The 21,497-nt window shown below is 61.6% G+C and carries 17 protein-coding genes; 8 read left to right on the plus strand and 9 right to left on the minus strand.

The window, feature by feature from the left end:
• Nucleotides 1–208: 208 nt before the first annotated feature.
• A complete protein-coding gene (locus E4P32_RS06935; protein WP_116432648.1) occupies nucleotides 209–1,327 on the plus strand; it encodes a porin in 1,119 nt (372 codons plus the stop codon).
• A gap of 111 nt (nucleotides 1,328–1,438) precedes the next feature.
• Nucleotides 1,439–1,894, plus strand: a complete 456-nt coding sequence (locus E4P32_RS06940; RefSeq protein WP_135026686.1) for a hypothetical protein — start codon at nucleotides 1,439–1,441, stop codon at nucleotides 1,892–1,894.
• An 89-nt stretch (nucleotides 1,895–1,983) separates the two neighbouring features.
• On the opposite strand, the gene purL is transcribed toward E4P32_RS06940, so the two are convergent.
• Together purL and E4P32_RS06950 are read right to left on the minus strand one after the other, a co-directional pair.
• A complete protein-coding gene (purL, locus tag E4P32_RS06945) occupies nucleotides 1,984–6,003 on the minus strand; it encodes a phosphoribosylformylglycinamidine synthase (protein WP_116432646.1) in 4,020 nt (1,339 codons plus the stop codon).
• Nucleotides 6,004–6,185: 182 nt separating this feature from the next.
• Nucleotides 6,186–7,205 carry a zinc-binding alcohol dehydrogenase family protein gene (locus E4P32_RS06950; protein WP_116432645.1) on the minus strand — a complete coding sequence of 340 codons (1,020 nt, stop codon included), beginning with the start codon at nucleotides 7,203–7,205 and terminating at the stop codon, nucleotides 6,186–6,188.
• 128 nt (nucleotides 7,206–7,333) lie between these two features.
• Here E4P32_RS06950 and E4P32_RS06955 point away from each other — a divergent pair, with 128 nt between their 5' ends.
• A complete protein-coding gene (locus E4P32_RS06955; RefSeq protein WP_116432644.1) occupies nucleotides 7,334–8,251 on the plus strand; it encodes a LysR family transcriptional regulator in 918 nt (305 codons plus the stop codon).
• Nucleotides 8,252–8,306: 55 nt separating this feature from the next.
• Here the strand turns inward: E4P32_RS06955 and E4P32_RS06960 are convergent, their stop codons facing one another.
• The gene (locus tag E4P32_RS06960) at nucleotides 8,307–8,612 is read right to left on the minus strand and encodes a BON domain-containing protein (RefSeq protein WP_116432643.1); all 306 of its coding nucleotides are present in this window, start codon (nucleotides 8,610–8,612) and stop codon (nucleotides 8,307–8,309) included.
• Between the two features lie 427 nt (nucleotides 8,613–9,039).
• Between E4P32_RS06960 and E4P32_RS06965 the strand changes: the two genes are divergently transcribed.
• The 3 genes from E4P32_RS06965 (at nucleotide 9,040) to E4P32_RS06975 (ending at nucleotide 12,919) form a co-directional block, all read left to right on the plus strand.
• On the plus strand, nucleotides 9,040–10,323 hold the full coding sequence (locus E4P32_RS06965; RefSeq protein ID WP_233526531.1) for an FAD-dependent oxidoreductase: 1,284 nt from the start codon (nucleotides 9,040–9,042) through the stop codon (nucleotides 10,321–10,323).
• A 156-nt stretch (nucleotides 10,324–10,479) separates the two neighbouring features.
• Nucleotides 10,480–11,991: an NAD(P)H-hydrate dehydratase gene (locus E4P32_RS06970; protein ID WP_116432641.1), complete on the plus strand. Its 1,512-nt coding sequence runs from the start codon at nucleotides 10,480–10,482 to the stop codon at nucleotides 11,989–11,991.
• On the plus strand, nucleotides 11,981–12,919 hold the full coding sequence (locus tag E4P32_RS06975; protein WP_116432640.1) for a DMT family transporter: 939 nt from the start codon (nucleotides 11,981–11,983) through the stop codon (nucleotides 12,917–12,919). Before E4P32_RS06970 ends, E4P32_RS06975 begins: the two co-directional genes overlap by 11 nt.
• Here the strand turns inward: E4P32_RS06975 and E4P32_RS06980 are convergent.
• The gene (locus E4P32_RS06980; RefSeq protein WP_116432639.1) at nucleotides 12,916–13,644 is read right to left on the minus strand and encodes an ATP-binding cassette domain-containing protein; all 729 of its coding nucleotides are present in this window, start codon (nucleotides 13,642–13,644) and stop codon (nucleotides 12,916–12,918) included. The two genes, E4P32_RS06975 and E4P32_RS06980, sit on opposite strands and share 4 nt — an antisense overlap.
• A gap of 28 nt (nucleotides 13,645–13,672) precedes the next feature.
• Here E4P32_RS06980 and E4P32_RS06985 point away from each other — a divergent pair, with 28 nt between their 5' ends.
• Complete coding sequence (locus E4P32_RS06985; protein WP_199525562.1) at nucleotides 13,673–14,320, plus strand: arylesterase; 648 nt, start codon at nucleotides 13,673–13,675, stop codon at nucleotides 14,318–14,320.
• Here the strand turns inward: E4P32_RS06985 and E4P32_RS06990 are convergent.
• Both E4P32_RS06990 and E4P32_RS06995 read right to left on the minus strand, forming a co-directional pair.
• Nucleotides 14,313–15,107: a glutamine amidotransferase gene (locus tag E4P32_RS06990; protein ID WP_233526530.1), complete on the minus strand. Its 795-nt coding sequence runs from the start codon at nucleotides 15,105–15,107 to the stop codon at nucleotides 14,313–14,315. The two genes, E4P32_RS06985 and E4P32_RS06990, sit on opposite strands and share 8 nt — an antisense overlap.
• 121 nt (nucleotides 15,108–15,228) lie before the next feature.
• A complete protein-coding gene (locus tag E4P32_RS06995; RefSeq protein ID WP_116432638.1) occupies nucleotides 15,229–17,169 on the minus strand; it encodes a SurA N-terminal domain-containing protein in 1,941 nt (646 codons plus the stop codon).
• A 334-nt stretch (nucleotides 17,170–17,503) separates the two neighbouring features.
• On the opposite strand from E4P32_RS06995, the gene E4P32_RS07000 reads away from it, so the two are divergent.
• Nucleotides 17,504–17,728, plus strand: a complete 225-nt coding sequence (locus E4P32_RS07000; RefSeq protein WP_116433848.1) for a hypothetical protein — start codon at nucleotides 17,504–17,506, stop codon at nucleotides 17,726–17,728.
• A 20-nt stretch (nucleotides 17,729–17,748) separates the two neighbouring features.
• Here E4P32_RS07000 and E4P32_RS07005 read toward each other — a convergent pair whose 3' ends face one another.
• From E4P32_RS07005 to E4P32_RS07015, 3 genes are all read right to left on the minus strand, one after another.
• Nucleotides 17,749–19,008: an AMP-binding protein gene (locus E4P32_RS07005; protein ID WP_116432637.1), complete on the minus strand. Its 1,260-nt coding sequence runs from the start codon at nucleotides 19,006–19,008 to the stop codon at nucleotides 17,749–17,751.
• 162 nt (nucleotides 19,009–19,170) lie between these two features.
• Nucleotides 19,171–19,974, minus strand: coding sequence for an ABC transporter ATP-binding protein (locus tag E4P32_RS07010; protein WP_116432636.1), 804 nt, complete (start codon nucleotides 19,972–19,974; stop codon nucleotides 19,171–19,173).
• Between the two features lie 127 nt (nucleotides 19,975–20,101).
• The gene (locus tag E4P32_RS07015) at nucleotides 20,102–21,421 is read right to left on the minus strand and encodes an ABC transporter substrate-binding protein (protein WP_116432635.1); all 1,320 of its coding nucleotides are present in this window, start codon (nucleotides 21,419–21,421) and stop codon (nucleotides 20,102–20,104) included.
• Nucleotides 21,422–21,497: the final 76 nt, after the last annotated feature.

Genomic DNA, 21,497 nt, shown 5'->3' on the forward strand with positions numbered 1-21,497 from the left:
ACCGAAAAACGACAAAAATCGCCATCACCGCCGATTTCCTTTTTCAGCCGAAAAACGTCCTGATATTCTTGCGCCTTGCCCCTATCCGGGCGACGCCGCGCACCAACATTCAAAAGCAAGCGCGACGATGAACGGCAGGAAGCCGACGCTACACGATACTGTTCGCGCTCCCTGCCATCCATAACAAATGCAAGTTCAGGAGATATCAATGAAAAAAACTTACCTGGCCCTGGCTATTGCAGGTCTGACCTGCACCAGCGCCTTCGCACAGTCCAACGTCACCATCTACGGTATCGTCGACACCAGCATCCACTACCTCAGCAACGCCAATGCCCAGGGCAACAGCAACGTTCGCGTGGATAACGGCGCGATTGCCAATAGCCGTATCGGCTTCAAGGGCACCGAAGATCTGGGCGGCGGCCTGAAAGCCATGTTCCAGCTGGAAAACGGCTTCAGCAGCGATAACGGCGCGATGCTGCAAGGCGGCTCCCTGTTCGGCCGCCAATCCTGGGTTGGTCTGCAAGGCAGTCTCGGCAAGATCCGTGTGGGTCGTCAGAACACCCCGCTGTTCGATCTGCTGGCCGATCATTTCGACCCGCTGACCGTGGGCAACTATGCCAGCAACTCCTGGCTGCCGGCCGCCGGCACCCTGATTCGCACTCCCAACATGCTGCGCTATGACAACGACTTCGGTCCGGTGTCGGCTTCGGTCAGCTGGGCGTTCGGTGAGCAGGCCGGCTCGCTGCGCACAGGTAGCCAGTTCAGCAGCGCCTTGCGTTATACCGTCGGCGGCTTCGCGATCGGCGGCGGCTACCAGCAAACCGTGAGCGCCACCAATTCCAGCTACAAGGACAAGGTCTGGAACCTGTCGGCGTCCTATGACTTCGGCCCTGCCAAGGTATTCGGCGGCTGGTTCAACATCAAGGACCAAACCGGCTCGACCGGCGCCTACATGGCTGCCGACAGCGATATCAGCACCGGCTGGACCACCGCGTCGACCGTCACCGCGACTGCCGGCAACCAGCGCAAGGACAATGGCTTCTTCCTGGGCAGCAGCTACAAGGCCACCAGCGCCCTGACCCTGACGGGCGCGTTCTACTACGACAAGAGCAAGAACGTGTCTTACACCACGTTGGGTAACGTCGGCGACGGCAAGCGTTATGCCGTGGTCGGCTGGGCCGACTATGCACTGTCCAAGCGTACCCAGCTGTACACCACGATCGATTACAACAAGGCCAGGGACGCTGCCGTGTACGAGGTGACCAACTCGCCATCGGGCAAGAACAGCCTGACCACCGTCGGCGTTGGTATCCGTCACATTTTCTAAGCTGATTTCATCGCTTGGAGGTGGTGGCATCGACAAGCCCGCTTTGTCGATGCCTGCCAAAAACGCAGACCCGCAAGTGTCTGCGTTTTTTTATGGCGGCAGGGTAAGCCCTTGCCCTCCCCCTCATTGATTTTGCAGCCGACGCTCGTATTTGTTGTTGATATGCGCGGCTTTGTCACACGCCGGCAAACCTGGCTGCGGGATGCGGGTCATACGACTCCATCAATCTTCCACAGGTATGCGCTCATGTCCGCCAATGACTGGTCCCCCATCGAATTGTTCAACACGGGAATATGCATTCTCGTCCTCCTTTACAGCCTGCTCTTTTCCAGCTGGCAAGCTTGCAAAGGCAAGAGCTGGATCTGGTTCTGGCGCACGTGTGCGTTGCTGATCGGGAGCGGTATCGTCATCGCGCTTTACAGCGACCGGCCTGCCGCCGACTACACGGCTGAAATGCCCAAGGAGTTCGCCATCGGTGTTGTGATCATGCTGACAGGCATCGTCTTCACCTTGTCGGGAAGCTTGCTCAAGTTGTTCGCCATGCTGCGCAAACGTCATGCGGCATGAGATTCAGCCATCTTTCCGCCGGGCGCAATCCGGCATAAAAAAAGCCATGGAAATCCATGGCTTTTTCACGACTGCTGCAAGGAGATGGATCAGCCCACCCACTTGCGTGCATTGCGGAACATGCGCATCCACGGCGAATCCTCACCCCACGCATCCGGATGCCATGATTGCGTCACACTGCGGAATACGCGCTCGGCATGCGGCATCAGCACGTTGAAGCGACCGTCAGGCGTGGTCACCGAAGTGATGCCTTGCGGCGAGCCGTTCGGGTTGTACGGATAGGCTTCGGTTACTGCGCCCTTGTTGTCGATGAAGCGCATCGCCACCAGCGCCTTGTTGACGTCGCCGGTCAGCGAGAAGTCGGCAAAGCCTTCGCCATGCGCGACCGCGATCGGCGTTTGCGTGCCGGCCATGCCTTGCAGGAAGATCGACGGCGACTCCTGTACTTCGACCATGGAGAAGCGCGCTTCGAATTGCTCCGACTTGTTGCGCGTGAACTTCGGCCAGTCCTGCGCGCCCGGGATGATGGACTTCAGGTTGCTCATCATCTGGCAGCCGTTGCAGATACCCAGCGAGAACGTGTCCTGGCGCTGGAAGAACTGCGAGAACTGCTCCGCCAGTTGCGCGTTGAACAGGATGGTCTTGGCCCAGCCTTCGCCGGCGCCGAGCACGTCACCGTAGGAGAAGCCGCCCACTGCAATCAGGCCCTTGAAATCGTCGAGCTTGGCACGGCCGGCAATCAGGTCGCTCATGTGCACGTCAACCGATTCAAAGCCGGACTTGTGCATCACGTAGGCGGTTTCGATATGCGAATTGACGCCCTGCTCGCGCAGGATCGCCACACGCGGACGCGCACCGATGTTGAGGAACGGCGCCGCGATGTCTTCCTGCGGATCGAACGTCAGCTTCGGTGTGATGCCTGGATCGGCGAGATCCAGCAGGCGCTCGTATTCAGCGTCGGCGCAGGCTGGATTGTCGCGCAGGCGCGCGATGCGCCAGCTGGTTTCGCTCCACAGACGATGCAACGCACTGCGCGGCTGGCTGTAGATGTTCTTGGCGTCGCGCATGAACTCGATCACGTCGCGATTGTTCGGCTTGCCGATGATGTGGCTGCAGGCGCCCAGGTTATAGGCGCGCAGCACGTTCATGACTTCCGACTTCTGGTCGGCGCGCACCTGGATCACGGCGCCCAGCTCTTCGTTGAACAAGGCGCGCAGCGTCAGTTCGTTGCGGCGTTCGCCGACTTGCGCGGTCCAGTTCTTGGAGTCGCCCCAATCGGCGGCATGTTCGCTCTCCATGGCCAGGATGTCGAGGTTGATCGACAGGCCGCTGCGGCCGGCAAAGGCCATTTCCGTCAATGTGGCGAACAGGCCGCCATCGGAACGGTCATGGTAAGCCAGCAATTGGCCTTCCTTGTTCAATTGCTGGATCGCGGCGAAGAAGCCCTTGAGGTCTTCGGCGCTGTCGACGTCCGGCGTTTCGTTGCCGATCTGTTGCATGACCTGGGTCAGCGCGGACGCACCCATGCGGTTCTTGCCGCGACCGAGGTCGATGGCGATCAGCACGGTGTCGCCCAAATCAGTGCGAATCTGCGGCGTCAGCGTGCGGCGTACGTCTTGCACCGGTGCGAATGAGGATACGATCAGCGACACCGGCGACATCACCGACTTCGCGGCGCCGTCATCTTTCCACGTTGTGCGCATCGACAGCGAATCCTTGCCGACCGGGATCGACACGCCCAGCGCCGGGCACAATTCCATACCGATGGCCTTGACGGTGTCGAACAGTGCGGCGTCCTGACCAGGCTGGCCACAGGCCGCCATCCAGTTGGCCGACAGCTTGATATCGGAAATCTTGTCAATCGCTGCAGCGGCAATATTGGTGATCGCTTCACCGACCGCCATGCGGCCCGACGCAGCGGCGTTGATCACGGCCAGCGGCGTGCGCTCGCCCATCGCCATTGCTTCGCCCAGATAGCCTTCCAGGCTCATTGCGGTGACGGCACAGTCAGCGACGGGAACCTGCCACGGACCGACCATCTGGTCGCGCACGGTCATGGCGCCGACGCTGCGGTCGCCGATGGTGATCAGGAAGGATTTGTCGGCCACGGTCGGCAGGCGCAGCACGCGGTGCGACACTTCCACCAGATCCATGCCGGTCAGGTCGACCGGCGGCAATTCCACGTCAACGTGCTTGACGTCGCGGTGCATCTTGGGCGGCTTGCCCAGCAGCACGTCCATCGGCATGTCGACCGGGTTGTTGTTTTGCTCGGCGTCGACCAGCTTCAACTGGCGCTCTTCCGTGGCAGTGCCGACCACGGCGAACAGGCAGCGCTCGCGCTCGCACAGGTAGCGGAACAGCGGCAGCTGCTCGGGATCGATCGCCAGCACGTAACGTTCCTGCGATTCGTTGCTCCAGATTTCCTTCGGCGCCAGGCCGCTCTCTTCCAGCGGAATCTTGCGCAGGTCGAAAATCGCGCCGCGCTTGGCGTCGTTGGTGATTTCCGGGAAGGCGTTCGACAGGCCGCCGGCGCCGACGTCATGGATCGACAAGATTGGATTGTCGTCGCCCATGGTCCAGCAGGCGTTGATGACTTCCTGCGCGCGGCGTTCCATTTCCGGATTGCCGCGTTGCACGGAGTCGAAGTCCAGATCAGCCGTATTGGCGCCGGTTGCCATCGACGACGCAGCGCTGCCGCCCATGCCGATGCGCATGCCCGGGCCGCCCAGCTGGATCAGCAGGCTGCCGACCGGCAGGTCGTTTTTCTTCGTGTGCTTGGCGTTGATGCTGCCGATGCCGCCGGCGATCATGATGGGCTTGTGATAGCCCTGCACGTTGCCGCCGACATTTTGTTCGTAGGTGCGGAAATAGCCGCCCAGGTTGGGACGGCCGAATTCGTTGTTGAACGCGGCGCCGCCGAGCGGGCCGTCGATCATGATCTGCAGCGGCGAAGCGATGCGATCGGGCTTGCCGTAAATGCCGCCTTGCGCCAGTGCATCGCGCTGTGCCGGCGCTTGCGCGACGTCGCGGGCGTTTTCCCACGGCTGCACCGCATGCGTGACCATCAGGTTGGAGACGGTGAAGCCGGTCAGGCCCGCCTTCGGCTTGGCGCCGCGGCCGGTTGCGCCTTCATCCCGGATTTCGCCGCCGGCGCCGGTGGAGGCGCCCGGGAATGGAGAAATCGCAGTCGGATGGTTGTGCGTCTCGACCTTCATCAGGATGTGGGTCAGTTCGTCCGATGCTTCGTAGACGTTGCCCTTGGCCGCACCGCGCTGGTAGAAGCGCGAGATGTTGGCGCCTTCGATGACGGACGAGTTGTCGCTGTAGGCGACCACGGTGCCTTCGGGATGCAGCTCGTGCGTGTTGCGGATCATGCCGAACAGCGACTTGCTTTGCTTCTCGCCGTCGATGGTCCAGTCGGCGTTGAAAATCTTGTGGCGGCAGTGCTCGCTGTTGGCCTGCGCGAACATCATCAGTTCGACGTCGGTCGGATTGCGCTGCGCGCGGGTGAAGGCGTCGACCAGATAGTCGATTTCATCGTCGGACAAGGCCAGGCCGAGTTCGGTGTTGGCGTTTTCCAGCGCCGCTTTGCCGCCGGCCAGCAGGTCGATGAATTCCAGCGGCTTGGCTTGCAGCTCGCTGAACAGGCCTGCCGCTTCCTGCGGCGTGCGCAGGACCATGTCGGTCATGCGATCGTGCAGCAGCGCGGCAACCGCAGCGATGCTGGCCTCGCCGAGCTTCTTGGCGCCGCCCAGCAGGCCGCTCTTGACCTGCACGTGATAGGCGATGCCGCGCTCGATGCGATGAATGTTTGCCATGCCGCAGTTGCGGGCGATGTCGGTGGCCTTGCTGGCCCACGGCGAAATCGTTCCGAAGCGCGGAATCACCACGAATTCGTCGCCCTCGGCGGCGCCGCTGAACGGCTCGCCATAGGTCAGCAAACCGTCGAGGCGGTCCTGGTCTTGCTGCGACACCTCACCGACGGCGTCGATGAAATGGATGAAGCGTCCGGTCACGCCCGTGATGGCGGCGTCGACAGCTTGCAGTTGGGACAGGAGGCGTTGGGTGCGGAAGGCGGAAAGGGCATTGGAGCCCGGCAGAATCAGCATGGCAGGAAGTCAGGATTTGGCGGTGGAATCGAGTCGCATCAGGTCCGGAGCGCAGTATCTGCGTCGGAAAATACGAAAACCCGAATTATACCTTGCCCACCCTGTTCCAGCCCACGAAAACGCCATTCCGGCAGGAAAGCAATCCGGAATGGCAGTCGACTGGCAACATCAGGGGCGAAGACTTAAAAATCCTTCAACACGATCTTGCCGATCACGCGGCCGCCTTCCAGGTCGGCATGCGCCTGGCGCAGGTTGGCGGCATTGATTGGCGACAACACTTTGCTGAGCGTGGTGCGGATCACGCCCTGGTCGATCAGGGCGGCGATTTCATTGAGCAGCTTGCCCTGCTCGGCCATGTCCGGGGTCTGGAACATGGATCGCGTGAACATGAATTCCCACACGAAACCGGCGCTCTTGGCTTTCAGCAAGGACACGTCCAGCGGTGCGCTGTTCTCGACGATAGTGGCGATCGTGCCCTGCGGCGCAATGGCCTGCGCTGCCGCCGGGAAATGCTTGTCGGTGTCGTTCAGGATCAGCACGTAGTCGACCTGCTCGAAACCGATGTCCTTGAGCTGAGCCGGGATGTCACCGAAATGGTTGATCACCTGCTGCGCACCCAGTTCGCGCACCCATTTTTCCGACTCCGGACGCGAGGCCGTGGCGATCACGTTGAGGCCGACCACCTTGGCCGCGAGCTGGATCGCGATTGAGCCGACGCCGCCGGCGCCGCCGATGATGAGGATGCTGGGGGCCTTGCCGGAAGCCGCTTTGCGCGGAACGCGCAGACGTTCGAACAAGGCTTCCCAGGCGGTGATGGCAGTCAATGGCAAGGCTGCGGCCTGCTCCATCGACAGCGAGGCTGGTGCATGGCCGACGATGCGTTCGTCGACCAGCTGGAATTCGCTGTTGCTGCCCGGACGCGTGATGTCGCCGGCGTAGAACACTTGGTCGCCGACCTTGAAGCCGGTAACGTCGGCGCCGATCGCTTCGACCACGCCGGCGGCGTCCCAGCCGAGCACGCGCGGCGCGTCTTCGACCTTGTCCTTGGGCGCACGGACCTTGGTGTCGACCGGATTGACGGCGATGGCCTTGACCGCCACCAGCAGGTCGCGGCCTTGCGCCGTCGGGCGCGGCAAGTCGACGTCAAGCAGGGATTCGGGGTTGGCGATGGGCAGGTAACGCTTCAGGGCGACGGCTTTCATGGTGTTTCTCCTTTATCAAGCACCCGGCAACGTCCGGGAGATGAGGCATTATCACCCCATCGCAAAAACAGATAAATAGACTTAAAATTGAATTACTTACAAATTTAATTTGAAAATCAACGTTCATCATGTACGCGACCACCGACCTGCAATTGCTGATCCACACCGCCGACACCGGCAGCCTGTCGCAGGCCGCGCGCATACTCGGGGTTTTGCCGGCCACCGCCAGCGCCAGCCTGAAGCGTATCGAGCAGCGCCTCAACACGCGCCTGTTTGCACGCTCCACGCGCAGCATGCGGCTCACGCCAGAGGGTGAAATTTTTCTGGAGTATTGCCGCGACGCGCTGGCGCTGCTGCAGGAAGGCGAAACCCTGCTCAGCAGCGGCAAGGATGCGATCCAGGGACACATCCGGCTGTCCATGCCATCCGACATCGGACGCAATGTGCTGTTCCCGTGGTTCAACGAATTCCAGGCGCTGCATCCTGCGGTCAAGTTCACGATGCATTTTTCGGACCGGGTCGCCGACCTGTTCCGGGACGCCGTCGACATTGCCATCCGTTCCGGCAAACTGGGCGACTCATCGCTGGTGTCGCAACAATTGGCGACCGGCCGTCGCGTGCTGGTGGCGTCGCCGGATTACCTTCGTCGCCAAGGTACGCCGCAAACGCCGGACGACCTGGTGCGTCACAACTGCCTGCTGTTCTACCTGAAACAAGGCCTGTTCAACCAATGGCGTTTCCAGAGCGGCAAGCAAGCCATTGACGTCAAGGTGCAAGGCGACCGCATGACCGACGACGCATCGATTGCGCGCGAATGGGCCGTGGCCGGCGTCGGCATCGCCTACAAATCCTGGATCGATGTACGCAGCGACGTGCGCGCCGGACGGCTGGCGACCGTGCTGGACGCGTATTGCCAGGAAGAGATTCCGCTCAACGCGGTCTACCCGCATCGCAACAGCGCGTCGCCGACCGTGCGTGCGCTGGTGGCGTTTTTGCGTACGCGCTTCGACGCGCTGGATGCATTGAACGAATCAAACGCAAAATGAAAAACGGCCCGGTCGACTGACGTCGAACCGGGCCGGCGGGAACAGATGCGGTCGCTTACTTCACAACCAGGCTGTTCTTCACGCCCTTGACGCCTTCGACTTTGCGCGCCACGTCAGATGCCTTGAGCGAGGCAGCGCTGTTGTTCACGAAACCGCTCAGTTGCACGATGCCCTTGAAGGTCTCGACGCCGATTTGCAGCGTTTTCAGGTTCGGCTCTTCGAAGATCGCCGCCTTCACCTTGGTGGTGATCACCGAGTCGTCAATGTACTGGCCGGTGCTGGCCTGTTGGGGCGTCGAACCGCAACCGGCCAGCGCCAAGACGAACAGGGCAAAAAAGAATGCAGCAAAACGTTTGGTCATGGTGTTCACCTTTTTAAATTTATGGATGCGTGTTGATACAAAACTACAAGATGCAAGATACAAGACGCTTGTTCCGGCAAACCGGTAAACCGCTTTGCTGCGGCTGGCGCTAATGTAACCAGTCAGCGCCTGAAATAACAAGCCCCTTTCAGAGGAAAAGTCGGATTGCAGGTTCCCTTCACCGGGCGACAATTCCCAAAATGTCGAAATCGGTTGGATCCTTTTTCGATCCCGCTGCGATATTGCCGCAAAAAGCGGCAACTACGCTGTACGCCGCCGCGATTTGGTATCATTCAGGCCGCATTACGGGGCGAGTATCGGGCGAACACCCCGGACGGATCATCGGCGCACCTCGGCAAGCAGCGCCAGCACGGGTTGACAAGGGTTTTCCACCGCGTCGGCCTCGATTGAATTAGTGACGATAATAGTGACGCATAACAAAACACTGAAGCAGATTGCCATTGTGGGCGGGGGCCTGTCGGGGGTAACCACAGCCTATTTCCTGGCCCGTGCCGGTTTCGAGGTCGCGGTGCTGGAACGCCGCGCCAACGTCGCCGAAGAAGCCACCTTCGGCAACTCCGGCCTGCTTGCGCCCAGCGTGGTGCAGCCGCTGGTTCTGCCGGCGATCACGCGCACTGCTTTTTCCAACCTGTTCAAGAATGAACCGCCGATCCTGGTCAAGTCCGGCTTCAACCCGTCGCGCTGGCGCTGGGTGCGCAAGTCGCGCCGCGAATACCAGGATTATTTCTCCCTGAACAAGCAACGCCTGACGCGTCTGTCGGCCTACGGCCAGATGCTGGCCCAGCACCTGCAGGAACAGTACGCGCTGGAAGAAGAAAACAGCCAGGGCCTGCTGCACCTGTTCCGCAATCAAGCGGACGCGGAACGCTGCGCCGCCATCGAGAACAGCCTCAAGCAGTTCGAACTGCCGCGCCAGCAACTCAAAGGCCAGAACGCCATCCGTGAGGTCGAGCCGGCCTTCCAGTCGGCCACGCCGATCGCTGGCGCGATGTATTACCCGAAAGACGCCGCCGGCAATTGCGTGCTGTTCGTCAAGCAGTTGCGCGCGATTGCGCAGTCGATCGGCGTGCAATTCCATTTTTCGCAATCGGTGAAAGCGGTCCGGCCTGAACTCGGCGGCCGCGTCTCGATCGACGTGGGCGCCGCCGACGGCGACAGCACGCTGACCGTGGACGGCGTCGTGCTGGCTGCGGGCATGCAGAACCTGCCGCTGCTGAAACCGCTCGGCTTGTCCCTGCCGCTGTGCCCGGTGCAGAGCTACAACGCCATGGCGGCCGTCAAGAATCTCGACGAGGCGCCCAACACGACGCTGTTCGATGAGACCTACAAGGTCGCCATCGCCCGCGTCGGAAACCGCATCCGCGTCTCCGGCCTGCTCGGCTTCCTGCCGCGCACCGAACTGCCGCATCCCAAGGCCATCGCCAGCCTGCTCAAGGTCGCCAACGACTACTATCCGAACGCAGCCAACTTCAACACCGCCAATTTCTGGAGCAGCACCTTCGCGCTGCAACCCAACGGCATGCCGCTGGTGGGCGGCACCACACACGGCAACATCTACGTCAACACCGGCCACGGCGCCCACGGCTGGGCCGCCGCCGTCGGCGCAGGCAAATTGCTGGCCGACGCCATGGCCGGTCGCGAGACGGAAATCGACAGCGACGGTTTGCTGATCTCTTCGGTCGCCGGCTGACAATTCCCACAAACGAGAGCGCATCTGGCAACCGTCGGTGGCGCTCTTTTCATGTCTGCGGATTTTTTTCAATTGACTTAGAATGGTCGCGCCAGCACCATTTCTGTTTTCCCGCCGCTTCATTCTCACCTTTCACCTTATCGGGCCGCGTCGTCTATGAGTGCGCTTTATTCGATTGCTGAAATTCGCCAGATCGAACATGCCGCCAAGGCGGAACTGCCCTCCTACACCCTGATGCAACGTGCCGGTGAAGCCTGTGCCCGCCGCGCGCTGAGCCTGGTGGCCGGCGACGACGACGTTCATGTGCTGATTCTGGCCGGACCCGGCAACAACGGCGGCGATGCGCTGGAAGCGGCGCACTACTTATCCCAATTTGAACTGCACGTCTCCGTCGCCTTGCACGCCGACGAAAGCAGGCAACCCGACGATGCGCGCAAGGCGCTGCAACGCGCGCGCGCATCCGAGGTGGAATTCCTCGACATCGCCGATCCGGCACATCTGACTCACAAGCGCTGGACGCTGGTCATCGACGGTCTGTTCGGCATCGGTCAGACGCGCCCGCTCGGCGGCAAGCTGCGCGCCTGCGTCGACTACATCAACTCGCTGCGCTGCCCGGTGCTGGCCATCGACATCGCCAGCGGCCTGAGTGCCGACACCGGCGCCATCATCGGCGGCGCCGGCTGCGTTGCGGTACGCGCCACGCATACCCTGAGCTTCATCGGCGACAAGCCGGGCATGCATACCTGCGACGGCCAGGATTTCAGCGGCGAGGTCGTGGTCGACAACCTCGACATCGACGACAAACATTTTCCCGCGCCGCGTGCGCAGCTCAATGAACTGGAGCTGTTCGCCCCGGCGCTGAAACCACGCGCCGGCAACACGCACAAAGGCAGCTACGGCGACGTCATCGTGGTGGGCGGCGCCCACGGCATGGGCGGCGCGCCGGTGCTGGCGGCGCGCATGGCTGCGCATGCCGGCAGCGGACGCGTGTTCATCGCCTTCGTCGACGATGCGCCGGCCTACGACAGCGTGCATCCGGAACTGATGATGCGCCAGGCCGATCGCGTCGAATTCGGCACAGCCTCGGTAGTGGTCGGCCCCGGTCTGGGCACCTCGCGCCACGCGCACGATGTCCTGACACGCGCGCTGGATGCGCAAGGCCGCATCGTGATCGACGCCGACGCGCTGAACATGATCGCAGCCGAACCCGGCCTGCAGCACAAGCTGCAAAATCGCGCGCAGCACACCAGCATCATCACGCCGCATCCGCTGGAAGCGGCGCGCCTGCTCGACGTCACCACCGCCGAAATCCAGAATGACCGGCCGGCCGCCGCGCGGCTGCTGGCGCGGCATTTCAAGAGCATCGCCATCCTCAAGGGCGCAGGCACCGTCATCGCGTTCCCTGACGGCGACATCGTCATCAACGCCACCGGCAATCCGGCGCTGTCCACCGCAGGCACCGGCGACGTCCTGTCCGGCCTGTGCGGCGCCTTGCTGGCACAGGGCTGGCCGGCGACGCTGGCGGCGCTGGCGGCCGTCTGGATGCACGGCAAAGCCGCCGATCAGCTGGTCGACCTTGGCGTCGGTCCAGTGGGCCTGACCGCCAGCGAAGTGATTCCGGCGGTGCGCACCCTCCTCAATCAAATCATCAGAGACCATGCCCGCTAATATTGCGTCACACCCACGACTGTGGCTCGGCATCATCTTTCTGATTTCGGCGTTGTGGACACTGTCGTTGCTGGACACCGCAGGCAAATTGCTGGGCATGGCCGGCTATCACGTGGTGATGATTGCGTGGATGCGCTACAGCATCAATACCGTTTTCATGGCGGCCACGCTGATGCCACTATACAAGCGGCGCCACGGCCGCAGCATCCTGCATTCGACCCGGCCGCGCCTGCAAGTGCTGCGCGCGCTGGCGTTGCTGCTGTCGACGCTGATTTTCTTTTCCGTGCTCAAGATCGTGCCGCTGGCCGAAGGCACCGCGATGAATTTCTGCGCGCCGCTGATCGTGCTGGCGGTATCGCCGTGGCTGCTGGGTGAAACCACCTATATCTCGCGCTGGGTCGCCGTGGCGGTAGGATTCGCCGGCATGCTGATCGTGATCCGCCCGGGCGGCGACATTCCGGCGCACGGCGTGGTGCTGGGCCTGCTGTCGGCGGCGACCTATGCGACCGTGTCGATCCTCAATCGCAAGGCCAATCAGGCCGACGATCCGATGGTCACGCTGTTCTACGGTGGTTTGGTGGGGATGGTGATCAGCAGCCTGATGGTGCCGTTTTTCTGGTCGCCGCATACACCCGATGCGACTGAGTGGATGATCCTGGCATCGACCGGCATCACCAGCACGATCGGCCATTTCTTCATGAACAGCGCCTACCGGCATGCTGAAGCGTCGGTGCTGACGCCGTTCGCCTACAGCCAGATCATCTCGGCCAGTGCGATGGGCTGGCTGGTGTTCAACCAGTTTCCCGACGCCGTCACCATCCTCGGCATCGGCATCATCTGCGCCAGCGGCATGGGCATCGCGTATGTTGAACACCGGCGCGCGCATCCACTGCGGGTGGCTGCGGATCCAGCGGAAACAGCTGCTTAGGCTTCGACCAGCCGCCCTGCCGCAATCGTGATCGTCTGCGCGCAGCGCGCCGCAATCGACGGATCGTGCGTGACCAGCACCAGCGTCGAGCCCCGCTCCTTGTTCAACTCGAACATCAACTGGATTACCGCTTCGCCGGTTGTGGCGTCCAGGCTGCCGGTCGGTTCGTCTGCCAGCAGCAGAGGCGGCTCGGTGACGAAGGCACGCGCCAGCGCCACGCGCTGCTGCTCGCCGCCGGACAGATATTTGGGATAGTGCTTGAGGCGGCTGCCCAGGCCGACCCGCGCCAGCATGCGTTCGGCCTTGCCGCGTGCATCGGCGTCGCCGCGCAGCTCCAGCGGCAGCATGACGTTTTCGACGGCGTTGAGATGACCGAGCAACTGGAACGACTGGAACACGAAACCGAGCTTGTGCTTGCGCAGCGCCGCACGGCCGTCTTCGTCGAGCGCAAAGATGTCGACGCCATCAATCCTGACGGTGCCGTCGGAAGGCGTATCCAGCCCTGCCAGCAGTCCCAGCAGCGTCGACTTGCCGGAACCGGAGGCGCCGACAATGGCCAGCGTGGTTCCGGCCTGCACGTTAAAATTGACGTCGCGCAAGATCGCCAGCTCGCCGGCCTTGCTGACGGCAGTCGCCTCGGCGGCGGCATCGGCGACACGCTTGGACAGATTGACGACTTCGATGGCGGAAGTGGATGATGGTGAAGACACAGAGGAATCAGGCATGCAATCGAATGGAAGATGGATGAAGGCGATGAAAAGACATGATGTACGCTGGCGCCGCCTGTTGGCCGCGCTGCTGGCGATGCCCCTGCTGATGTTCGCAGCGAGCGCCTATTCTGCACCAAAAACCCTGCTTGTGCTCGGAGATAGTCTGTCGGCAGAGTACGGCCTGACGCGCGGCAGCGGCTGGGTGGCGCTGCTCGACAAACGGCTGCAGCAGGAAAAAATCGGCGCCGGCGTCACCGCCGTTATCAATGCCAGCATCAGCGGCGAAACCACCATCGGCGGCAAAACCCGCCTGCCGGCCCTGCTGAGCAAGCATGCGCCCGACGTCGTGATCATCGAACTGGGCGCCAACGACGCCTTGCGCGGCCTGCAACTGAGCGCCACGCAAGCCAACCTGCAGGCGCTGATCGACATGGCGCGCGCGGCCAAGGCCAAGGTGGTGCTGGTGGGGATGCAGATCCCTCCGAATTACGGCGCCGATTACACCAACAAGTTCTCGCAGTTGTTTCCTGCGGCAGCGAAGCAGAACAAGACCGCGCTGGTGCCGTTCTTCCTGAAGGATGTGGCCGACAAGCCGGCTCTGTTCCAGGCCGATCGCATGCACCCCAACGAACAGGCGCAGCAGACACTGCTGGACAACGTCTGGCCGGCGCTCAAGCCTTTGCTCAAATAGTCACGGGGATTTGTTTTACCGGCGCGTGCAGATCGAGGAAGCGCCGCAGCAGCGCCGCCGATTGCGGCGTCTCGCAAACCTGGGCGCACATGGCGGCGGTGTCGATGCCGCACTTGCCGTAGACCTCGGTGTAATACGCCAGGTGGGCCCTGACGAACTCGCCGGTGAATTCCGGATGGAACTGCGCTGAAAAGATATTGGGCGCCAGCCGCAGCATGTGATGCGGGTCCATCGGCGAGCTGGCCAGCACGGCTGCGCCCGGCGGTGGTTCCAGCACCACTTGCGAATGCAGCATGTGGGCTTCGAAACTCTCCGGAATCTCTCCCAGCAAATGCTCACCGGCAGCGACCGCATGCCGCGTCACCGCCATGGTGCCGGCCACGCGTCCGGCCGGGTTGTACCCGACCTTGCCGCCGAAGGCGTGCGACAACAATTGATGCCCGTAGCAGATGCCGAACATCGGCAGCCCGTGTTCGGCCGCGCGACGCAACCACGCCGCAGTGCGCTCGCTCCAGTCGACCAGATCGGTGACCATGGTCGGCGAACCAGTGATCAGCACCGCGCGGTATTGATCCGGCTCACGCAGGAACTGGCCCTGGAACACCGAGACGATTTCAGTCTCGTCATCGTGCAAGCCGGCGGCTTTTTGCAACTGGACGGCATAGCTGCCGTACGACTGGCGCAAATCGTCGACGGGGTCACCGGTGTGAATGATCAGGACGGGAGTGAGTGATCCGGCTGCGGCTGGAACAGATGCTGATACTGCGGCTGACACTGAGGCTGGCATGGACGCGGCTTCAAGGACTAAGGTTAAGGTTGATTGTACGTGCGGCGCGGCACGCCGAAGCTGCAAAAAAGGCCGCATAAGCGGCCTTTTTTGTCTGATGCAAATAATTTGCGAAAAGCAATTATTTAGCAGCGTCGGCTGATTTACCGTCGGTCGCACCGACTGTCTCGCCGCCCTTCAGGATCTTGGTCTTGGCCTTTTCCTTCAGGAAGTTGATGTAGGACAGCATTTCCTGCTCGGCCAGCGTATTGGCGATCTGGTCCTGCTCGGTCTTGCGGCGGGCTGCATCAGGTGCAGCCGGTTGCGCCACCTTGGTGATGCGGAACACGCTGTAACCCTGGCCCGGCACTTCGATGCCGGTGTAAGCCGGCAGCTTGGCGGTGTCGGCCTTCATGACGGCCAGGAAAGCATCCTGGTTCCAGCCCTGGGTCTTCACGCGCGAAGCCAGCTTGGCGTCACCAAAACCGGCGGCGTCATCCTTGGCCTTCAGCTCGGCCAGCTTGGCTTCGCCGGCCTTCTTGGCCAGCGCCAGCTCTTCGCTCTGCGTCACCAACTCGCGGACGATGGTCTTGACGTCGTCAAAGGCGCGCTTGGTGACCGGCTTGTACTCGACGATATGACCGGCGATCAGCGTGGTCGGCGCGACCTGCACCGCTTCCGAATTGTGCTTGCCCTTGATGGTGTCGTCAGTGAACAGGACCTTCAGGAACTTCGGATTGTTGTAGACCGTGTTCGGCGGCAGCGTCGGATTGGCCTGACGCGTCACGCCCGTGGCGGTTTCGATCTTCAGCTTGAGCTTGTCGGCCACCGGCTTGAGGCTGTCGCCCTGTTCGTAGACGGTGTTGTTGAAGGTCTCGGCCAGTTCGGCGTACTTCTTGGCTGCAAGTTGCTTCTTGATCTCGGTGGAGATTTCGCCCTTCACTTCGTCCAACGGCTTGACGGAGCCCGGTTTGACGCCGGTCAGCTGGATGATGTGATAGCCGTAATCGGACTCGACCGGATCGCTGATCTCGCCTTGCTTGAGCTTGTAGGCCGCGTCTTCAAACGACTTGAGCATGGCGCCCTTGCCGAAGAAGCCGAGGTCGCCGCCCTGGTCCTTGGAACCCGGATCCTGCGAGTTGGCCTTGGCCAGCTTGGCAAAGTCGCCCGGCGTCTTGCGCAGTTGCGCCACCAGGCCGTCGGCCTTGGCCTTGACTGCAGCCTTGTCGGCGGCGGATGCGCCCTTCTTCACTTCCAGCAGGATGTGGCTGGCGCGGCGCTGTTCATCGGTCGAGTATTGCTTGATATTCTGATCGTAGTAAGACTTGACGTCGGCGTCAGACACGCTGACCTGCGCAGCCACGGCGGCGCTGTCGAGCACCACGTATTCGATCTTGGCCTGTTCCGGCACTTCGAACTTGCTGCCGTTCTTGTCGTAGTAAGCCTTGAGCATCTCGTCGGTGACCTTTACCTGGCCGGCGAAGGACGCCGCCTTGAACGACAACTCCTGCACGGTGCGTTCCTGGTCGTTCAGGTCGGACAGGCGCGCGGCGACTGTCTTCGGTGCGAATGCGGTGCCTTGCACGGCGGTGTTGAGCTGTTGCAGGCCCATGTCGCGGCGCAGGCTGGCTTCATAACCCTTCGGGGTCAGGCCCTGGGCCGCCAGCAGGACGCGGTACTGGTCGCTGTCGAACGTGCCGTCGGCCTTCAGCAGGCCGGGAATCTGCATGATGCTTTGCTGTAGCGTCAGGTCCGACACCGACAGCTTGTCGTTGACGACTTCGGCCGCCAGTGCGCGCTGGGCGATCAGGTTTTCCAGTACGGCGCGACGTGCTTCAGGCGTATCGAACACTTTCGGATCGATCTGGCCGCCGGACATCTGGCGCATGCGCTCCAGTTGCTGGCGCTGCGCGGCGTCCCATTCTTCCTTGGTAATGGTCTGGCCGGCCACCTTGGCCACGGCATTGTCGCCATCGGACAGACGGCTGTAGCCTTCCAGGCCGAAGAACGCGAAGGACGGGAAAATAAACAGCAGCAGCAGGAATTGCATCAGGCGCTGATGGTTACGGATAAATTCAAACATGGGTCAGCCGATCACGAAATCAGAAAGAAATCAGAAACAAGGACATCAAATGACATCAGTTACCGCGCACTCGCCTCCCGAAAACCGGTCAGCTAATGCACACACAGGAACGCATAAGAAAAAAGGCGAACTCACGTTCGCCTTGTAGCAATGCTCATGCTGGCGGAGCAAATTTCTCTGCTCTGGGAGATGCCGCCTTGGCAACAACGCCCGCGCGCCATTATACACAGCCAGCCACGCCAAGTCACCGATGCTGCCGACGGGAAACGCGTTGAAAATGCTGATTTGCACGGGTTCGCGCTATCATCCTGCCCTACGCAAACAGGAATCGGTCATGACAAAGCTGGAAGAAATCGTCAAACGGCAAAAACAAGGCGCGAAATTCGTGCTCTCGTTTCAGATGCTGGGCATGGATGTAGAAACTTTCGATACGGTCGCGCAGACCTGGATCGAGCACGGCGGCCCCGGCTTCGAGGCTGCCGGCGTGCCGTTCCGAAAGGTGATCGACGGCGAATTCCTGATCGCCCGGTTGACCGTGGTCAAGACCGCCGAAGAATGAACGCACACTGATTATTCATATTATTCGTACTTGCGCGCGTCCTCGATGACCTTGCCGTCATTGGGCAAACTTCCCGGCGCCGCAAACAGCACCTCCCCCCTCAGTTTGGTAATGTCGCGCACGCTGTCGGCAATCGCCGCCGCCTCCCCTTGCCTTGCGGCACTTTCCATGTCTGCAGTTTCACAATGCAGCGTCATGCTGTCGTTGGCCATCTCGCCGCTGACCACCAGCCGCGCCTTCAGAATCAATCCGTGGCGCCGCGTAATCTCCGCCACCTGCGAAGGATGCACGAACATGCCGCGCACCTTGGTGGTCTGGTCAGCGCGCCCCATCCAGCCCTTGATGCGTGTATTGGTGCGTCCGCACGGCGAGACGCCATCCAGCGCCGCAGTCAGGTCGCCGGTGCCGAAACGGATCAGCGGATAGTCGGGATTGAACGAGGTCACCACCACTTCCCCGACCTCGCCCGGCCGGACCGGATCGCCGGTGCCGGGACGGACGATTTCAAGGATCAGGTCTTCGTCGAGGACCATGCCCGGATTGACCTTGCCATCGCTGATGGACTCATACGCGATGTTGCCGATGTCGGCCGAAGCGTATAGCTGCAACACGTTCGGCACGCCGTTATCGTGGAACCAGCTGCGCAGCGACGGCGGCAGCGCCTCGGCGCTGACCAGCGCGCGTTGCAGGCTGTCGAGGGCGACGCCCATCTCCTGCGCCTTCTCGATGATGATCTTGAGGAATGACGGCGTACCGACATAGGCATCCGGGCGCAGCGAGACCATGGTCTGGACCTGCAGTTCAGTCTGGCCGATGCCCGACGGAATCACCGCACAGCCGAGCTTGGCCGCCGCGCCTTCGGCCATGAAAGCCGCCGGCGTGAAATGGTAGGAAAAACAGTTCTGGATGATATGCCCGGAGCGCAGCCCCAGCGCGCGCATCGGCCGCTCGAAGCGCCACCAGTCCTGGCTGTGTCCTTCCGGATCGAAGATCGGACCGGGCGACACGAACAGCCGGCGCAACTGGCGATGCGGAGTGGTGTTGAGTCCGCCGAACGGCGGCGTCGCCGCCTGCAGATCCTTCAGGTCCGATTTGCGCGTGACCGGCAATTGCGCCAGTGCGGCGCGTGTGCCGATGTCGCCGGCGCTGACGCCCTTGAGAATGCGGTTCCAGCCTTCGGCGCCTTGTGCGCGCGCCACCAGGCCCGGCAAGGCGGACATCAGCGCGGCCTCGCGTTGTTGCGGATCGCGTTGTTCCAGAGAATCGAGAATGTCGGACATGAATTTACCGTATGCGTGGACTGAGGAAAGATTATTGCGGCGCACGCCGCCCTTTTTATTAAGAGCCACTAACAAAGCGCCGCTGGCAAGGCGCGCCGACGCAGACAGTACGAATGTACGGCAAGGAGAAGCAACGCCGCCAGCGGTGCTTTGTTAGCGGATCTAAGCCAGCCAGCGCTTGCGCCTGCGATAGAACTTCATGTCGCGGAAATTCTTGCGCCCCGCCGCCGACACGCCGAGGTAAAACTCCTTGACGTCTTCATTGCTGGCGAGATCGTTGGCAGCACCTTCCATCACCACCCGGCCGTTCTCCAGGATGTAGCCGAAATCGGCATAGCGCAGCGCCACCATGGTGTTTTGCTCGGCCAGCAGGAAGGACACGTTTTCCTTGGTGTTGAGGTCTTTGACGATCTCGAAAATCTCTTCCACGATCTGCGGCGCCAGCCCCATCGACGGTTCATCGAGCAGGATCATCGACGGCTTGGCCATCATGGCCCGGCCGATCGCGGTCATCTGCTGCTCGCCGCCGGAGGTGTAACCCGACTGCGACTTGCGGCGCACCTTCAGGCGCGGGAAGTAGTCGTAGATTTTTTCCAGCTCCCGCTTCACTTCGGCGTTGCTGATGTTGCGCGTGTAGGCGCCGGTCAGCAGGTTTTCTTCTACCGTCAGATGGCCGAAGCAATGCCGGCCCTCCATCACCTGGATCACACCGCGCTTGACCAGGTCGTTGGGCGTCATGCGGTCGACACGCTCGCCCTTGAATTCGATGCTGCCCTTGGTGACGTCGCCGCGCTCGGCCCCCAGCAGATTGGAAATCGCCTTGAGCGTCGTGCTCTTGCCGGCGCCGTTGGCGCCCAGCAGCGCCACGATCTTGCCTTCCGGCACCGCCAGCGAGACACCCTTGAGGACCAGGATCACGTGGTCGTAGATGACTTCGATGTTGTTGATGTTGAGTGCTGTACCCATGCTTGCTCCGGCTTGGACAAACTTGTCCGGACCTGCGTGTTCGGACCTGCCTGTTCAGATTTTTTCCTGCTCAAAAAAGCGTCGATGCGCCCGACACATTTCAACGCACCGACGCCAAGGCCTGTATTTATTTCATGCAGGCAGGGGTAATACCCTTTTCTTTCGCGTACTTCGCGGCCGAAGCCTTGAACAACGGGTGGATCAGGTTCTTGTTGCCTTCGATCCAGTCCGACACCAGCACCCACTTGGTGCCGTCCCATTGCTGGATCTTGACCTTGCCCGAACCCTCGTGGTTGTCGCAGGAAGTCTTGATCTCAGGCAGCAGGCCGGTGGCGCCCAACTGTTGCAGACGCGCGTTGGTGATGTTCAGATTCTCCAGGCCCCAGCGCACGTCCTCGCCACTCATGACCTTCTTGCCGAACTTGCCTTGTGCAGTACGCACGGCTTCCACCGTGGCGATGGCTGCCGAGACGCCGCGGTTGTACAGGATCGAGCCGATCTTGTTCTTGTCCTGCAGGTTGCCCTTGCCGGCGCCGTAGACCACCTTCTCGATGTCGGCGATCAGCGGCACGCCCTTGCCGGCCACGTTCCAGGTCGCGCTCATGTAACCCTTGGCGGCGTCGCCTGCAGGAATCGTGTCTTCCTCAGAGCCGGCCCACCACGAACCGATGATCTTGTCGCGTGCAAAGCCAACCTTTTGCGCCGCCTTCAGCGCAGTCTGGTTCATCACGCCCCAGCCCCAGAAGATCACGTAATCAGGATTTTCCTGGCGGATCTTCAGCCATTGCGCGCCCTGCTCGTTGCCCGGATGGGCCACAGGAATCTGAACGACCTTGAACTTGCCCAGCGTGGCTTCGGCTTCCAGCGCCACGATCGGCTCCTTGCCGTAGGCCGAATCGTGGTACAGGAACACGATCTTCTTGCCGGCCAGCGAGCCGCCGTTCTTGGTCGTAAGGAACTTGACGATCGCCGACACCTGCATCTGATACGTCGTCACCAGCGGGAAGGCATACGGGAACACCGAGCCGTCCACGGCGTCGGTACGGCCATAGCCCATCATCAGCAGCGGCACCTTGTCTTCGACGCTTTTGTCGATCAGCGCGTAAGAAATGCCGGTTGCCATCGAATTGATCGCGGTGCCCTTGGTCACCGGATTCTTGTTCTTCATGCGCTCATAGCACTCGACGCCCTTGGCGTTGTTGTACTCGGTCTCGCATTCTTCCCAGGACAGCTTGACGCCGTTGACGCCGCCTTCCTTGAGATTGACGTAGTTCAGGTAATCGACGTAGCCGCCGTAGTACGACTGGCCGTTGGTGCCGTACGGGCCGACGCGATAGCTCGGAATCGCAATGAACTGGTCGTTGGCCTGGGCCATCGCCGGCAGCGCGGGAGCCAACAGACTTGCAGCGACGGTCGCGGCAAGCACAAGTTGTTTGATATTTTTCATACGTGTCTCCTTGAGTTTTATTACCCATGTGCGTACCTCATTTTTACTTCTGGGCACGCATCGTTTTACTTCTGAA

The sequence above is a fragment of the Herbaspirillum sp. 3R11 genome (assembly GCF_004563925.1).
Taxonomy (GTDB): domain Bacteria; phylum Pseudomonadota; class Gammaproteobacteria; order Burkholderiales; family Burkholderiaceae_D; genus Herbaspirillum.

Excerpts from the sequence above, each read along its gene's own strand:
- E4P32_RS06935 (WP_116432648.1), top strand. The coding sequence starts at position 209 with ATGAAAAAAACTTACCTGGCCCTGGCTATTGCAGGTCTGACCTGCACC.
- purL (WP_116432646.1), bottom strand. The coding sequence starts at position 6,003 with ATGCTGATTCTGCCGGGCTCCAATGCCCTTTCCGCCTTCCGCACCCAA.
- E4P32_RS06950 (WP_116432645.1), bottom strand. The coding sequence starts at position 7,205 with ATGAAAGCCGTCGCCCTGAAGCGTTACCTGCCCATCGCCAACCCCGAA.
- E4P32_RS06955 (WP_116432644.1), top strand. The coding sequence starts at position 7,334 with ATGTACGCGACCACCGACCTGCAATTGCTGATCCACACCGCCGACACC.
- E4P32_RS06960 (WP_116432643.1), bottom strand. The coding sequence starts at position 8,612 with ATGACCAAACGTTTTGCTGCATTCTTTTTTGCCCTGTTCGTCTTGGCG.
- E4P32_RS06970 (WP_116432641.1), top strand. The coding sequence starts at position 10,480 with ATGAGTGCGCTTTATTCGATTGCTGAAATTCGCCAGATCGAACATGCC.
- E4P32_RS06975 (WP_116432640.1), top strand. The coding sequence starts at position 11,981 with ATGCCCGCTAATATTGCGTCACACCCACGACTGTGGCTCGGCATCATC.
- E4P32_RS06980 (WP_116432639.1), bottom strand. The coding sequence starts at position 13,644 with ATGCCTGATTCCTCTGTGTCTTCACCATCATCCACTTCCGCCATCGAA.
- E4P32_RS06985 (WP_199525562.1), top strand. The coding sequence starts at position 13,673 with ATGAAAAGACATGATGTACGCTGGCGCCGCCTGTTGGCCGCGCTGCTG.
- E4P32_RS06990 (WP_233526530.1), bottom strand. The coding sequence starts at position 15,107 with ATGCCAGCCTCAGTGTCAGCCGCAGTATCAGCATCTGTTCCAGCCGCA.
- E4P32_RS06995 (WP_116432638.1), bottom strand. The coding sequence starts at position 17,169 with ATGTTTGAATTTATCCGTAACCATCAGCGCCTGATGCAATTCCTGCTG.
- E4P32_RS07000 (WP_116433848.1), top strand. The coding sequence starts at position 17,504 with ATGACAAAGCTGGAAGAAATCGTCAAACGGCAAAAACAAGGCGCGAAA.
- E4P32_RS07005 (WP_116432637.1), bottom strand. The coding sequence starts at position 19,008 with ATGTCCGACATTCTCGATTCTCTGGAACAACGCGATCCGCAACAACGC.
- E4P32_RS07010 (WP_116432636.1), bottom strand. The coding sequence starts at position 19,974 with ATGGGTACAGCACTCAACATCAACAACATCGAAGTCATCTACGACCAC.
- E4P32_RS07015 (WP_116432635.1), bottom strand. The coding sequence starts at position 21,421 with ATGAAAAATATCAAACAACTTGTGCTTGCCGCGACCGTCGCTGCAAGT.